This window comes from Mycobacterium bourgelatii, from assembly GCF_010723575.1.
Taxonomy (GTDB): Bacteria; Actinomycetota; Actinomycetes; order Mycobacteriales; family Mycobacteriaceae; genus Mycobacterium; species Mycobacterium bourgelatii.
Window position 1 is genome coordinate 2,533,193 of sequence record NZ_BLKZ01000001.1, and the last position, 13,927, is coordinate 2,547,119.

Below are 13,927 nucleotides of genomic sequence, written 5' to 3' on the forward strand. Positions count from 1 at the left end.
CCCATGCAGTCAAGCCGACTGTGACGAACTCCGACAGTCGCTGAGCGCACCGTCAATGTACAGATCGCGCATCCGAGGGCCAGCGGTCTGATGCGATTCCGGGCGCCATTCGTTGATGGTCTGCGAAAGCCGTTCTAGTACCATAGAACACGACAAGCGTATCTCGAAGGCGTTGTTACACCGTGTAATCCACGATGATGCACGGACTGTCCGCCGGTTCAGATTCTTCTTGCGCTACCCCGGCGAGTCCAATACGACAGGATTTTTCTCACCCGGATTGCATGAAGTATGCGCTGGTGGTTGCGATTTCGTAACGAACCGCCGTCCGGCGGCTACGCGGGACCCGCCTAGCATTTCGAGCCACCGACAAGTCGAACGAAACGGGGCGTGTGTGAGCCGAAAGTCAGGAGTCGTTGGAACGGCACTCCGGTCAGTGACAGCGGTCCTCGCTGTCGTGCTGGGGTTTCCATCAATCGCCCTTTCACCGTTGGCATCTGCCGACGAGACGAGGTACCTCGCGTTTTACACACCCCCCGACTCCCTACCGAACGGCACCCATGGTGACCTCATCCGTTCAGAGCCGGCGAATCTCGTCTACGAACCATCCGGCCAACTGGGCAGTTGGACGGCCACGGGAACCCGGATCATGTACCGCACCACCAACGCCAAGGGGGAACCCGTGGCGGCTACCGGGATCTACCTCGAGCCCGAGGTACCGTGGCAGGGGGCAGGACCACGCCCGCTGATCGGTTACGCAACCGGACCGTACGGAATCGGCGAACAGTGCGCACCGTCACGACTTATGGACCAGGGAATCCACTTCTCTCAGGGATTTGACCTTACGTTCAACTACGAGGAGACATTCCTCGCCACAATGGTGGCGCGGGGATTCGCAATCGTTGTGGCCGACGGCGTCGGCATGGGCGTGCACATTCCCGGCGGGCCAGAGTTCGGCAACCGACTGTCTGCCGGCACCGGCCTTCTCGACGCGGTACGTGCCGCCAAGAAGCTGCCCGGTACCTCGTTGACCCCCGACGGCCCTGTCGCGTTCTGGGGCTGGTTGAGCGGCGGGCAGGCGGCCGGATCCGCGGCCGAGCAGGCGGCGACTTACACCCCGGAACTGAATGTCGTCGGTACGGTTCTCAACACTCCGCTGGCCGACCTGTCACTACTTCCACCGTTCGTCGACGGGAGCCTCCTCGCGGGCGCTTTGGCCTACGTGCTCAACGGGGTGGTGTTTGCCTACCCAGAGACCAAAGAGCTTCTCGTGCAGGCGTTGACACCGCGAGGCAAGCATTACGTCGAGTGGTCCAGCTACATCTGCCTGGTGCAGTCGGTGGCCGACTTCGGATTCCGGCACCTCTACTTCCCCGACGGCACCGGCTGGTTCACGGCGCCTCCCGAGGAGATCTTCGGTAGCGAACCCGTCAAGAGCCTGCTCCTCGCTCAAAATCTGGGCAATGCCCGTCCAAAGGGGCCGGTCTACATCTCAGCCAATCGATTCGACTCGTTCAACCCCTACCAAGCATCGACCGATCTGGCTGCCCACTGGTGCGACCGAGGCGCCGATGTCCAGCTATGGACCAACGAAGAACCGCCATTCCTGAACAAGATGGGCATCAACACTCTGCTGCCGTACTTCGTCGACGGCGAACGATCGATGCAGTGGCTGGCGGACCGCTTCAACGGCGTGCCGACCACGCCGAATTGCCAAGCCGCAGCGTAGATCCGTGAAAACCGGACGTGGTTGACGGACGTGGCTGACGGCCCGGCCCCCGAACAGTGGGGGCCGGGCCGAGCGCAAGCTCGCCGAGATCGACGCTCAGATAGCGTCTTTAATCCGTGCGCGGGAGGTCATCGAATGGGGGATGCGGTGCGGCTGTCCCTCGATCGACGCCTGCACCTGCGGCATCCACCCTGCTGACAGGGCGCCGAGTTCTGCCCGTTAGGGGTCAAAGCCGAGAGTTTGGGGACTACGGGTAGAAGGGGTTGAGGTCCGGCGGGATGATCTGGTTTCCGGTCACGCCGGTGAACCGGATGAAGACCTGCGCGGGGATGTTCAGCGTCTGGTAGATCCCGGCTCCGAGCAATGAGACCGGCAGCTGCAAGAAGCTGGGCACCGCCTGGACGATGCTGTCGATCGGGTCGAACACCAGGTAAGGAATCGTGGCCGCGATCGTGCGCGCCGTCAGGGTCACGTTCTGCGGGATGTCGGGATAACCCTGGGTGGCGAACGTTTGGTTCAGTACGGCGAACAGGTTGGAGCCGGGGTCAAAGTAGTAGTCGTTGAAGGCAGAGGACGTGAGGGGAGCGCCCAGCATGTACGACGCCGGGGTCAGGCCGAATGTGTCCAAAATCGTTGGCGTCGTGCTGTTGATCTGCCATTGGTTGTTGATCCAACCGTCCATCATGTCGTTGCCGGCCTGATCCCACATCAGGAATGTCGCTGTCTCCAGCGGTGATTGGAAGCCGTGGCCGCGACCGAACTGGTCGGGGGAGATGTGACCGTGGTCGGTGACCATGAGGATGTCCCATTCCTCGCCGGTCGTGTTCTCCCACTCCCACACCGCTCCCAACAGGCCTCCGCCGCCGTTGGTTTGGGTGCCGAGTTGGGCATCCATGATCTGAAGGGCCTGCACGTACTGCGGCGAACCGCCACCGAATGCGTGACCGACCTCGTCGACCCCGACGTAGTACGCGAAGATCAAATTGCCCTTGTTGGGATCGGCGGCCAAAATCGCGGCCGTGGCCTGGTCGGTGACCTGGGCCTGCGACGCGGCCCAGAGCACGTCGTTCGGGTCGTGCCCAACGAATTGGATGTTGTCGGCGGGGAACGCGCCGGCACCGGCGATATCGGTGATGACTTGCCAGTTTCCGATGACCGTGGTGCTGACGTCGTCGCCGTAGAAGCCCTCGAGTTGGTTGAACACCGTGGGCCACATGTCGTACGTCCATGGGGTGAAGACGTTGTTGGTCACACCGGATTGCTCGCTCCACACACCGGTCGTAATGGCCGTCCACGACGGGTTGGAGATGCTGGTGTGGCCGATGATCGTCGACGCGGCGGTGGTGCTCTGCTGCATGAACGCGTGGAAGTTCGGGGTACCGGCGGGGTCGGACAGGATTCTGCTCAGATTCGTGCCGTCAGTGCCGATCAGCAGGAAGTTGCGATCGGGTGCGGCCGCAAGCAGATTGCCGACGGTCATTGCATCGGACGGCACGAACAGGACGTTCCCCATGCCGAATCCGCCCTCGCCGTTGGCGCCCGGGGCGCCGAAGAAGGACAGTGCTCGACCTCCGAGCCCACCGAACCCGTACGTGACCGCGCCGACGCCGCCGGTGCCGCCGGCTCCGCCATTGCCCCACAGCAACCCGCCGGTGCCGCCGTTGCCGCCGACGCCGCGTCCGATACCGCCGGAGCCGCCAACGCCGCCGTTACCGATCAACCCGGCGTCACCGCCACGTCCGCCTCGGCCACCCGGCGCACCGGATCCGCCATTGCCGCCATTGCCCCACAGGATGCCGCCAGCCCCACCGTTCTGGCCGGTGCCGGGTGTACCGTCGGCCCCGTTGCCGATCAGCGGGCGGCCCAACAGCAGGTTGGTGGGCGCGTTGATCGCACCCAGAACCTGGTCGCCGACGGCCTGCAACGGGTTGGCGGCGGCCGCTTCTGCCGCCGCATACGCCCCACTGGCGCCATTCAATGCCTGCACAAAGCGCTCATGGAACGCCGCCGCCTGCGCACTGATGGCTTGGTACTCCTGGGCCTGCCCGGAAAAGAGCGCCGCGATCGCTCTTGATACCTCGTCGGCGGCCGCGGCCGCCAGCGTGTTGGTCGGAGTTAACGCCGCTTGGTTCGCTGCCTGGATCGAGGACTCGAGAGCCGCGAGATTCGCGGCCGCCGTCGACAACAGGTCTGGTGCTGCGATCACGTACGACATGTGGTCCTCCCAATCCGGCAACCTTGACCATCGGAAGATGTGACGCGCCCATAATGGCACGTTTCGAACGACTTTTCGGCGTAGTCAATAAGTAACTGGGCCGTCACTGTACCCGGTTAACCTCTAGAGTCACCCCAGCCTCGCCGTGCACATTTTCCCCAGCTGTAAGGGTGTCGAAGATGGCCGGGCCGAATGTCGGTGCAGCAGTGCAGGAATGAATTCAACGCCAGCTCGCCTATCGGGCGCTTCTGTTATCTCGGCGTCGTCCGGCGGGTGCCACAGGGATTGGGTGAGATAGAAGCGTGGCCGGGATGGGGCAGGTTCGCAGACTAGAAGCGGTAGCGCAGGATACGGGCCTTCCTGGCGCCGGCCTTGAATTTCCCAGATGCTTTGGTAGCTAATCGAATCCAGCGCGGGAACAGGTCGACCTCCGGTGTGTGCGCCAGGCTGGCCTCCTCGACCAACGTCAACCGGGGATTCCAGCTCTCGGGCACTCGGGCGTCTTTGAAGCCCGCGTACCCCCATTGGGTACCGACGCTGGAGAACATCCGCTGCGGGGCCAGCTTCACCGCAACCCGACTGAACCAGCCGATGCGTCCGTAGTCGTTGAAGGCCAACTCGCCGGAGCCGAAGTGGTCGGTGATGCGGCGAAAGATGCCGACGATCACCGGCTTGGACAGGAACGCGAACAGCCCGTCGGCAATCAGGATGGTGGGTCGGTCGGCCGGGATCCCGGACGGCCAGTTGTCGTCGGCAAGCGACACGGCGATGGAATGCGCGTTGTCGAGGCCAGGCATCGTCTGATCGCGCAACGCGATGACGCGCGGCAGGTCGATGCTGTACCAGTCCACGGTGTGGGGCGGGCTGACCCGGTGCACGCCCGTGTCCAGCCCGGCGCCGAGATCCACCACCACGGCATCGGGGTGCTTGGCGATGAACGCGCGGACCCGGTCGTCGAGCATCTTGGCGCGCAGCGCCGTCTGGCAGACAACGCTGTCGGTCACGCCGAGTCCGGCGAAGTCGTAATCGATCTTGCCGACGATGTCGTCGGCGAGTGTGTCGCCGAGGATCGGCCGGGACCAGCGGCTATCCAGCGCTCGGGCGTACTGGGTCAGGAATGCGGTCTGCTCGAGCGTGGACAAGTCACTGACGTCGATTCCGGAGTGAGTGGCCACTGTCGCCAAAGTACGCTGAGTGGTGCAAGTATTCCGTGCGTCGCGTCGGCGGACGTACGCTCTGGGCGGCGCGGATCCGGTGTCGAGGAATGCCAAGGAGTAGCCGACGAGTGCCGAGGAGTGCCGAGGAGAATGCAATGACCACGACCGATCGAGCGGTCACCATGTGTGAGGCGTTTCAGCGGACCGCGGCGATCCAGCCGGATGCCGTCGCGCTGCGGACGGTCGGCGGCGGGCAGACCTTGACCTGGCGGGAGTATGCGGAACAGGTGCGCCTGGCAGCGGCCGGCCTGGCGGGCCTAGGGGTCTCGCGCGGCGACACCGTTTCGCTGATGATGGCCAACCGGGTCGAGTTCTATCCGCTCGAGGTAGGCGCGCAACACTCTGGGGCAACGTCGTTTTCGGTCTACAACACGCTGCCCGCCGAGCAGCTGACGTACGTGTTCGAAAACGCCGGCACCAAGGTCGTGATCTGCGAGGAGCAGTACGTCGACCGGATCCGCGCCAGCGGCGCACCGATCGAGCACATCGTCTGCATCGACGGTGCCCCCGACGGCGTGCTGTCCGTGGCGGACCTGTATGCGGCCGCGGCTGACGACTTCGAATTCGAGCAGACGTGGCGCGCGGTGCAGCCCGAGGACATCCTGACTCTGATCTACACCTCGGGGACCACGGGCAACCCAAAGGGCGTCGAGATGACGCACGCCAACATCCTTTTCGAGGGCTACGCCGTAGACGAGGTCTTCGGGATCGAATTCGGCGACCGGCTCGCGTCGTTCCTGCCGACGGCGCACATCGCCGACCGGATGTGCGGCCTGTACATCCAGGAGATGTTCGGCACCCAGGTCACCACCGTGGCAGACCCGCGCGCGATCGTGGCGGCCCTGCCCGATGCGCGTCCGACCGTATGGGGCGCCGTGCCGCGGGTATGGGAAAAGCTCAAGGCCGGAATCGAATTCACGGTCAGCAACGAGACGGACGAGACGAAGCGGTCCGCGTTGCAGTGGGCGATGTCGGTGGCCGACAAGCGCGCCCAAGCATTGCTGGCCGGTGAACCGATGTCCGACGAACTGGCCGCCGAATGGACACAGGCCGACGAACAGGTGCTGTCCAAGCTGCGCGAGAAGCTCGGTTTTGGCGAGTTGCGGTGGGCGATCTCCGGAGCGGCGCCGGTCCCGAAGGAAACCCTGGCGTTCTTCGCCGGCATCGGCATCCCGATCGCCGAGGTGTGGGGCATGTCCGAGCTCAGCTGCGCGGCCACCGCCAGCCATCCCCGCGCCGCCCGCCTGGGCACCGTCGGCAAGCTGCTGCCGGGGTTGGAGGGCCGGATCGCCGAGGACGGCGAATTCCTGGTGCGCGGCCCGCTGGTGATGAGGGGCTACCGCAAGGAGCTGGCAAAGACCGCCGAGGCGATCGACGCCGACGGGTGGCTGCACACCGGTGACATCTTCGAGATGGACGCCGACGGCTATCTGCGGGTGGTGGACCGCAAGAAGGAGTTGATCATCAATGCGGCCGGAAAGAACATGTCGCCGGCCAACATTGAGAACACGATCCTGGCGGCGTGCCCGCTGATCGGCGTCGTGATCGCCATCGGGGACGGGCGCCCCTACAACACGGCGCTGCTGGTGTTCGATGCCGATTCGGTCGGCCCCACCGCCGCTCGGCACGGGCTGGAGGCGTCGCCCGCAGCCTTGGCCGCCGATCCGCAGATCGTGGCGCAGGTGGCCGCCGGCGTCGCCGCGGCAAACGAGAAGCTGGCACGAGTCGAGCAGATCAAGCGTTTCCGAATCTTGCCCACCCTGTGGGAGCCGGGTGGCGACGAGATCACCCTGACGATGAAGCTGAAGCGCAAGCCCATTGCCGCCAAGTTCGCCGCCGAGATCGAAGAGCTGTACGCGGCCGAACCTGGCCCCGATATCCATGAGCCCGCCAAGCCAGTACCTGCGACTGCCTCGGCGTGACGGGAGGTGTGGCGATGACCGCGGGAGAAATCGGCCGAATCAGGATGCGGAAGCTGTTGCAGCGCACCGGCATTGTCGGAGAGGCCACGACGGCGCTGGCCACCGACCCGCCTGAGGTGGCCCAGCTGCTGCAGGCGCAGTGGTTCAGCGAGCGGCTGGATGCGTTGGCAGACGAGCTTGGCCGCGACAGCGCCGATGTTCGAGCGGAGGCCGCGGGTTACCTGCGCGAGGTGGCCGCGACGCTGGACGAGCGCGCCGTGCACGCGTGGCGTGGGTTCAGCCGATGGTTGATGCGCGCCTACGACGTGCTGGTGGATGAGGACCAGATCGCACACCTGCGCAAGCTTGACCGCAAGGCGACACTGGCGTTTGCGTTCTCGCACCGGTCCTACCTGGACGGCATGCTGTTGCCCGAAGCGATTGCGGCGAACCGGCTTTCGCCGGCGCTGACGTTCGGCGGGGCGAACCTGAACTTCTTTCCGATGGGCGGGTTCGCCAAACGCACCGGCACGATCTTCATCCGGCGGCAGACCAAGGACATCCCGGTCTACCGGTTCGTGTTGCGCGCCTACACCGCTCAGCTGGTGCAAAACCACGCCAACCTCACCTGGTCGATCGAGGGAGGGCGGACCCGGACCGGCAAGCTGCGGCCGCCGGTGTTCGGCATCCTGCGCTACATCACCGACGCCGTCGACGAAATCGACGGCCCGGAAGTGTATTTGGTGCCGACGTCCATCGTCTACGACCAGCTGCACGAGGTAGAAGCGATGACCACCGAGGCCTACGGTGCCGCCAAGCGGCCGGAGGACCTCCGTTTTCTGGTGCGGCTGTCGCGGCAGCAAGGCGAACGGCTCGGCCGGGCCTACCTCGACTTCGGTGACCCGCTGCCGTTGCGGCAGCGCCTCGACGAGTTGCGGGCCGACCCGTCGGGCACCGGTACGGTGGTCGAGCGCATCGCGCTGGACGTGGAGCACCGAATCAACCGCGCCACGCCTGTCACGCCCACCGCGGTGGTGAGTCTGGCCCTGCTCGGCGCTGACCGCTCGCTGTCCATCAGCGAGGTGCTGGCCACGGTGCGGCCCCTGGCCAGCTACATCGCGGCCCGCAACTGGACGGTCGCAGGCGCCGCCGACCTGACAAATAAGTCGACGATCCGCTGGACCCTGCATCAGATGGTCGACTCGGGCGTGGTCAGTGTGTACGACGCGGGGACCGAAGCGGTCTGGGGGATCGGACACGACCAACACCTGGTCGCGGCCTTCTACCGCAACACCGCCATCCACATCCTGGTCGACCGCGCGATCGCCGAATTGGCGCTGGTGGCGGCGTCCGAAGAGGCAAGTGATGGCACGGTGGCGCCGGCGGCGGTACGCGACGAAGCGCTGCGGCTGCGCGAGCTGTTGAAGTTCGAGTTCCTGTTCTCGGGTCGCGCGCAGTTCGAGAAGGAGCTCGCCGACGAGGTCCGTCTCATCGGACCGGCGGTGGACACCACCAAGCCCGCGAGTGCGGCCGACGTGCGGCGGCTACTCGAATCGGCCGATCTGCTGCTGGCGCACCTGGTGCTGCGTCCGTTCCTGGACGCCTATCACATCGTGGCCGACCGGCTGGCCGCGCTGGAGGATGAAGAGCTCGACGAGAACGCGTTCCTGACCGAATGCCTTGAGGTCGGCAAGCAGTGGGAGCTGCAGCGCAGGATCGCCAGCGCCGAGTCGAGGTCGATGGAACTGTTCAAGACCGCGCTGCGGCTGGCTCGGCATCGGGAGCTGGTTGACGGCGCCGACGCCGAGGACATCGCCAAACGCCGTCAGGAGTTCGCGGACGAGATCGCTGCGGCGACGCGACGAGTCAACGTGATCGCGGAAATCGCCAGGAGGCGCGTCAGCGCCGCGGATGGGCCAGCATCTTAAGCGCGACCCCGACCGCGAGACCGACACCGGCGCCGCTCAGGACCGCCGCCGCCGTGCTGGTGGTCACGACTCCGACGACCAGAAACGCGACCAGGCCGGCGATGACGGCGAACAACTTGTGCCGCGGCCACGGAACACCCGCGATCAGCACGTCCGACGTGTTGAGGGCGGGCAAAGTCATACGTTCACCATACCCGGCACAATTTTTTTCGTTCAATCGAACTCTTTGATGTGAGCGCGCTGATCTATGGTGCGGATCGCGCGCATAGAGTTGGTGGTATGCCGCTCACAGGTGAATACGAACCCAGCCCCTCCGATTGGTCGCGCGAACACGCCGAAAAAATCATCGCCTCCGGCGGTACCGAAGCCACGGAATTGCAGGGCAAGCCTGTCATCCTGCTGACGACCGTCGGGGCCAAGACCGGCAAGCTCCGCAAGACCCCGCTGATGCGTGTCGAACACAACGGCGAGTACGCGATCGTCGCGTCACTGGGCGGGGCGCCGAAGCACCCGGTCTGGTACCACAACGTCAAGAAGAATCCGCGGGTGGAGTTGCAGGACGGTCCCGTGACCGGTGACTACGAGGCCCGCGAGGTGTTCGGCGACGAGAAAGCCACGTGGTGGGAGCGGGCGGTGGAAGTATGGCCGGATTACGCCGAGTACCAGAAGAAGACCGAACGCCAGATTCCGGTGTTCGTCCTGACCCCGGTGAGCTGACCTTCCCGCTGAGTGTGTAGGTGCGGGCATGGCACCATTGACCGGTGACCGCTGAACTGAGCCGAACCCCGATGTCGCCGCTGCCTGAGCTTTCCGCAGCCGACATTGACGAGGCGGCGAAGCGCATTTCTTCGGTGGTCACGCCCACGCCGTTGCAGTTCTGCGACCGGTTGTCGGACATCACCGGTGCCACGGTCTACCTCAAGCGCGAAGACCTGCAGGTCGTCCGTTCCTACAAACTGCGCGGCGCCTACAACCTGCTGGTGCAGTTGTCCGAGGACGAACTGGCCGCCGGCGTGGTGTGTTCGTCGGCCGGCAATCACGCGCAGGGCTTCGCTTACGCCTGCCGGTCCCTGGGCGTGCACGGCCGGGTCTACGTGCCCGCCAAGACACCGAAACAAAAGCGCGACCGGATCCGCTACCACGGTGGCGAGTTCATCGAGTTGATCGTCGGCGGCTCGACCTACGACATGGCCGCCGAGGCGGCGCGTGCCGACGTCGAACGCACCGGGGCCACGCTGGTACCGCCCTATGACGACGTGCGGACCATGGCCGGCCAGGGCACCATCGCCGTCGAAATCCTTGCCGAGCTCGACGAAGAACCTGACCTGGTGATCGTCCCGGTGGGCGGAGGCGGCTGCATCGCGGGCATCACCACCTACCTCGCGGAGCGGACCGTCAACACCTCCGTGCTGGGCATCGAGCCCGCAGGAGCGGCCGCGATGATGGCCGCACTGGCCGCCGGCGAGCCGGTGACCTTGGATCATGTGGACCAGTTCGTCGACGGTGCGGCGGTGAGCCGGGCCGGGACGCTGACGTACGCGGCGCTGGCCGCCGCCGGTGACATGCTGTCGATCACCACGGTCGACGAGGGTGCGGTGTGCACGGCGATGCTCGACCTGTACCAGAACGAAGGCATCATCGCCGAACCGGCGGGCGCGTTGTCGGTGGCAGGCTTGTTGGAAGCCGAAGTCGAACCCGGTTCAACCGTGGTCTGCCTGATTTCGGGTGGCAACAACGACGTGTCCCGCTACGGCGAGGTACTCGAGCGCTCGCTGGTGCACCTGGGCCTCAAGCACTACTTCCTGGTGGACTTCCCGCAGGAGCCCGGCTCGCTGCGCCGTTTCCTCGACGAGGTGCTCGGCCCCAACGACGACATCACCCTGTTCGAATACGTCAAACGCAACAACCGCGAAACGGGCGAGGCTTTGGTTGGCATCCAGCTGGGATCGGCCGCCGATCTGGATGGCCTGCTGGCCCGCATGCACGCGACGGAGATTCACGTCGAGACGTTGCGCCCGGGCTCGCCCGCCTACCGCTATCTGTTGTTCTAGCGGTTATCGCAGGTAGGACGGCAGCGGGGTAGCCGGGTCGAGGTCGGCGGCGGGCTGCGGCCCGCCGGGCGTCAGCGTCAGCGGTATCACTCCCGCCCAGTGCGGCAGCGCCATGTCTTCGGGGTCGTCGGCCACACCGCCGGTGCGCACCTTCGCCGAAACCTCACGAAGATCGAGGGCGAGCACGGCCGTCGCGGCGAGCTCGCGGGCATTCGGAGGTCGGCAATCGGCGGCACGGCCCGGTCGGATGTGGTCGAGCAGGGCGTTCATGGCCCGCAGCTTCTCGGCCGGGTCTTCGACCAGCCGAGCCGTGCCCATCGCGACCACCGACCGGTAGTTCAGCGAATGGTGCATCGCAGATCGGGCCAGCACCAGCCCGTCGACCAATGTCACGGTCACACACACGGGCAGCCCACCGGGTTTGGCCGACAGCATGGGGTTGCTCCCGGTGGACCCGTGCATGTAAAGGGTTTCGCCGAGACGGGCGTGGGTGGTCGGCAGGACCGCCGGCCGGTCGGCGGTCACGAAGCCAAGATGGCAGATCAGCGCCTCGTCGAGGATCCGGTGGACGGTCTCGCGGTCGTAGCGAGCGCGCTCGCGGTAGCGGGTCGGGGTGGTGTGCGGTGTCGGGCGGTACGTGGAATCGGTGCCGGTCTGCATGAGGTTGCCCTTGGAGTTTGTACTAGTACATAATTACCTGTGTGCCAGTACAATACCGGATCGAGGGGACCGGCGCGGAATCCATCGCCGCCAACATCGAAGAGGCCATCTCGCAGGGCGCGCTGGCGCCTGGCGCGACACTGCCCCCGATCCGCGAGGTTGCCGCTGACCTCGGGGTGAACGCCAACACCGTCGCGGCCGCCTACCGCCTGCTGCGCGAGCGCGGGGCGATCGAGACAGCAGGCCGGCGCGGGACCCGGGTGCGGGACCGGCCCGCCACCACGCCGCGCTCCGCTCTTGGGGTCGGCGTCCCGCCGGGAGCCCGCGACCTCTCGACGGGCAATCCCGACCCGCATCTGCTGCCCACCGCCGTCGCTGACTGGTCGCTGGGCTCGCGACCGCCGGTGTTGTACGGGGAGTCCGGCATGTCGCCGCAGCTGCTCGAGCGGGCGCGTTCCGCCCTGAGCGCCGACGCCGTACCGGCGGTGCATCTGACGCTGACCAGCGGGGCGCTGGACGGCATCGAGCGGGCGCTCAACGCGCACCTGCGACCGGGTGACAAAGTCGCCGTCGAGGATCCCGGATGGGCCAACCTGTTGGATCTGCTTGCCGCCCTGGGGCTTTCCGCCGAGCCGGTGCGTGTTGACGATGACGGGCCACTGCTGCTGGACATGGCCCGGGCGCTGCGTCGTGGCGTGCGGGCGGTGATCGTGACCACTCGGGCGCAGAACCCGACGGGAGCCGCCTTGTCCGCGGAACGGTGCGCCGCGTTGCGCAGCCTGCTTGCCAGCCGCACCGCGGAGGTGTTGGTGATCGAAGACGATCACTGCGCCGGAATCGCCGGCGTGCCACTCCACCCGTTGGCGGGCGCGACGCGGCGCTGGGCCTTCGTCCGGTCGGCTTCGAAGGCATATGGCCCGGACCTGCGTCTGGCCGTGATGGCCGGAGACCGCCGCACCATCGAGCGGGTGCACGGACGCCTGCGACTGGGTCCGGGCTGGGTCAGTCACTTGCTGCAGGACCTCGCCGTCGACCTGTGGTCGGACGATGCGGCCACGGCCCTGGTTCGAGATGCCGAACGCCATTACGCCGCCAACCGAGAGCGCCTGTGCGCGGCGTTGGCCAAGCGTGGTGTGGCCGCTAATGGTCGATCGGGCCTCAACGTGTGGATTCCGGTTCCCGACGAGGCGGTGGCCTGTACCCGGCTGGTCAATTCGGGCTGGGCCGCGGCTCCGGGCACCCGGTTCCGCATGGGCACGCCACCGGGAATCCGTGTCACCGTCGCGGACCTGGCCGCCGACGAGATCGACACCCTTGCCGACGCCATCGCCGACGCGGTTCGGAGCGGCGATCGCCGCAGTGTGTAGCCGGCGCCGATAACCCGAGCGGACGCGAACGCCCCCGAGATCCCCGATTTCTCGGAAGCGTTCGCGTCCGCGCGCGCACGAGTCAGTTGCCGGCTATCAACCAGATGACCATGCCGACGTAGACGGCGAAGTGGGTCACCGCGAGCGACAGACCCGCGATCGCGAGGTGGCGGCTACCGCCGTCACGATGGTCTTCGGTCTGGTGGACCGCGTTCAGCGCAAGCGGGATGGTGACCAACCAGCATGGGACGAACAGCAAGAAAAACTGCAGGATGCCGGCGGCGACGCTCATGATGGCCAGGCGGTTGCCCGTGCGTGCTTCGGGGGCGTAGGCGAGGGACGTCAGCTGCGGGCTCATCGTCGTCATGAGACGAGCATCGTGCCCGGCGCTTGACGGATCCTTGGAAGATCCTTGAGGCAGTGTCAGACCGGCTCGATCTGCATGACGGATTCGTCGTTGGCGCGAAATATCGGCAGCAGGGGCACGTCGTATTGCGCGGCCGCCTCGGTCAGCGATTTCGCCCACTGCTGATCCGACGACGAGATCCCGCCCCGACCCGGGCCCGTCAGCAACAGCGCAACTGTGCTCTCTTCCGGCAGGTCGTCGAGCCGGCTCTGCAGACCCGACATCACTCCCCGCGAGACCAAAGCCCGAGGGGACGGTCCGATCGGTACCTGAGTCAAGGTCTTGATCAGGCGGCGATCCGGTCCTAAAAAGCCGATCCACAGCAGCCGCTCGCCGAATCCAAGTGGCCCCATCAACGCGCGCCACCGCTCGCGCAGATCGGACGCGGAATGCACTGGGTCGGTGGCGGTTTCCATCGGCGGGATGGGCAGCGATTCATTGATAGTCACGGGCGAA

General features: G+C 66.0%; 12 protein-coding genes and 1 pseudogene. 7 read left to right on the forward strand and 6 right to left on the reverse strand.

The window, feature by feature from the left end:
- Positions 1 to 433 precede the first annotated feature (433 nt).
- Both G6N68_RS11250 and G6N68_RS11255 read left to right on the forward strand, forming a co-directional pair.
- Positions 434 to 1,726 (forward strand): lipase family protein, encoded by a 1,293-nt coding sequence (locus tag G6N68_RS11250; RefSeq protein WP_205351310.1) that lies wholly within the window; start codon positions 434 to 436, stop codon positions 1,724 to 1,726.
- Positions 1,727 to 1,793: 67 nt separating this feature from the next.
- Positions 1,794 to 1,949: pseudogene (locus G6N68_RS11255) on the forward strand (MerR family transcriptional regulator); the annotation flags it as partial.
- 24 nt (positions 1,950 to 1,973) lie between these two features.
- Here the strand turns inward: G6N68_RS11255 and G6N68_RS11260 are convergent.
- Positions 1,974 to 3,941, reverse strand: a complete 1,968-nt coding sequence (locus tag G6N68_RS11260; RefSeq protein ID WP_163711686.1) for a PE domain-containing protein — start codon at positions 3,939 to 3,941, stop codon at positions 1,974 to 1,976.
- 329 nt (positions 3,942 to 4,270) lie between these two features.
- Positions 4,271 to 5,116 (reverse strand): class I SAM-dependent methyltransferase, encoded by an 846-nt coding sequence (locus tag G6N68_RS11265; protein ID WP_163711689.1) that lies wholly within the window; start codon positions 5,114 to 5,116, stop codon positions 4,271 to 4,273.
- Between the two features lie 137 nt (positions 5,117 to 5,253).
- Between G6N68_RS11265 and fadD11 the strand changes: the two genes are divergently transcribed.
- Positions 5,254 to 7,080, forward strand: a complete 1,827-nt coding sequence (gene fadD11, locus G6N68_RS11270) for a fatty acid--CoA ligase FadD11 (protein ID WP_163711693.1) — start codon at positions 5,254 to 5,256, stop codon at positions 7,078 to 7,080.
- Between the two features lie 14 nt (positions 7,081 to 7,094).
- Positions 7,095 to 8,987, forward strand: coding sequence for a lysophospholipid acyltransferase (locus G6N68_RS11275; RefSeq protein ID WP_163711696.1), 1,893 nt, complete (start codon positions 7,095 to 7,097; stop codon positions 8,985 to 8,987).
- Here G6N68_RS11275 and G6N68_RS11280 read toward each other — a convergent pair.
- Positions 8,959 to 9,168, reverse strand: a complete 210-nt coding sequence (locus G6N68_RS11280; protein WP_163711698.1) for a hypothetical protein — start codon at positions 9,166 to 9,168, stop codon at positions 8,959 to 8,961. The genes G6N68_RS11275 and G6N68_RS11280 overlap by 29 nt on opposite strands.
- Positions 9,169 to 9,266: 98 nt before the next feature.
- Here G6N68_RS11280 and G6N68_RS11285 point away from each other — a divergent pair, with 98 nt between their 5' ends.
- Complete coding sequence (locus G6N68_RS11285; RefSeq protein ID WP_163711701.1) at positions 9,267 to 9,704, forward strand: nitroreductase family deazaflavin-dependent oxidoreductase; 438 nt, start codon at positions 9,267 to 9,269, stop codon at positions 9,702 to 9,704.
- A 44-nt stretch (positions 9,705 to 9,748) separates the two neighbouring features.
- The gene (ilvA, locus tag G6N68_RS11290) at positions 9,749 to 11,038 is read left to right on the forward strand and encodes a threonine ammonia-lyase (RefSeq protein WP_163711704.1); all 1,290 of its coding nucleotides are present in this window, start codon (positions 9,749 to 9,751) and stop codon (positions 11,036 to 11,038) included.
- Between the two features lie 3 nt (positions 11,039 to 11,041).
- Here the strand turns inward: ilvA and G6N68_RS11295 are convergent, their stop codons facing one another.
- A complete protein-coding gene (locus G6N68_RS11295) occupies positions 11,042 to 11,698 on the reverse strand; it encodes a pyridoxamine 5'-phosphate oxidase family protein (RefSeq protein WP_163711706.1) in 657 nt (218 codons plus the stop codon).
- Between the two features lie 41 nt (positions 11,699 to 11,739).
- On the opposite strand from G6N68_RS11295, the gene G6N68_RS11300 reads away from it, so the two are divergent.
- Positions 11,740 to 13,065 (forward strand): aminotransferase class I/II-fold pyridoxal phosphate-dependent enzyme, encoded by a 1,326-nt coding sequence (locus tag G6N68_RS11300; protein WP_163711709.1) that lies wholly within the window; start codon positions 11,740 to 11,742, stop codon positions 13,063 to 13,065.
- Positions 13,066 to 13,147: 82 nt separating this feature from the next.
- Here the strand turns inward: G6N68_RS11300 and G6N68_RS11305 are convergent, their stop codons facing one another.
- Together G6N68_RS11305 and G6N68_RS11310 are read right to left on the reverse strand one after the other, a co-directional pair.
- The gene (locus tag G6N68_RS11305; RefSeq protein ID WP_163711712.1) at positions 13,148 to 13,432 is read right to left on the reverse strand and encodes a hypothetical protein; all 285 of its coding nucleotides are present in this window, start codon (positions 13,430 to 13,432) and stop codon (positions 13,148 to 13,150) included.
- Positions 13,433 to 13,488: 56 nt separating this feature from the next.
- Positions 13,489 to 13,920: a hypothetical protein gene (locus tag G6N68_RS11310; RefSeq protein WP_163711715.1), complete on the reverse strand. Its 432-nt coding sequence runs from the start codon at positions 13,918 to 13,920 to the stop codon at positions 13,489 to 13,491.
- Between the last annotated feature and the right edge of the window lie 7 nt (positions 13,921 to 13,927).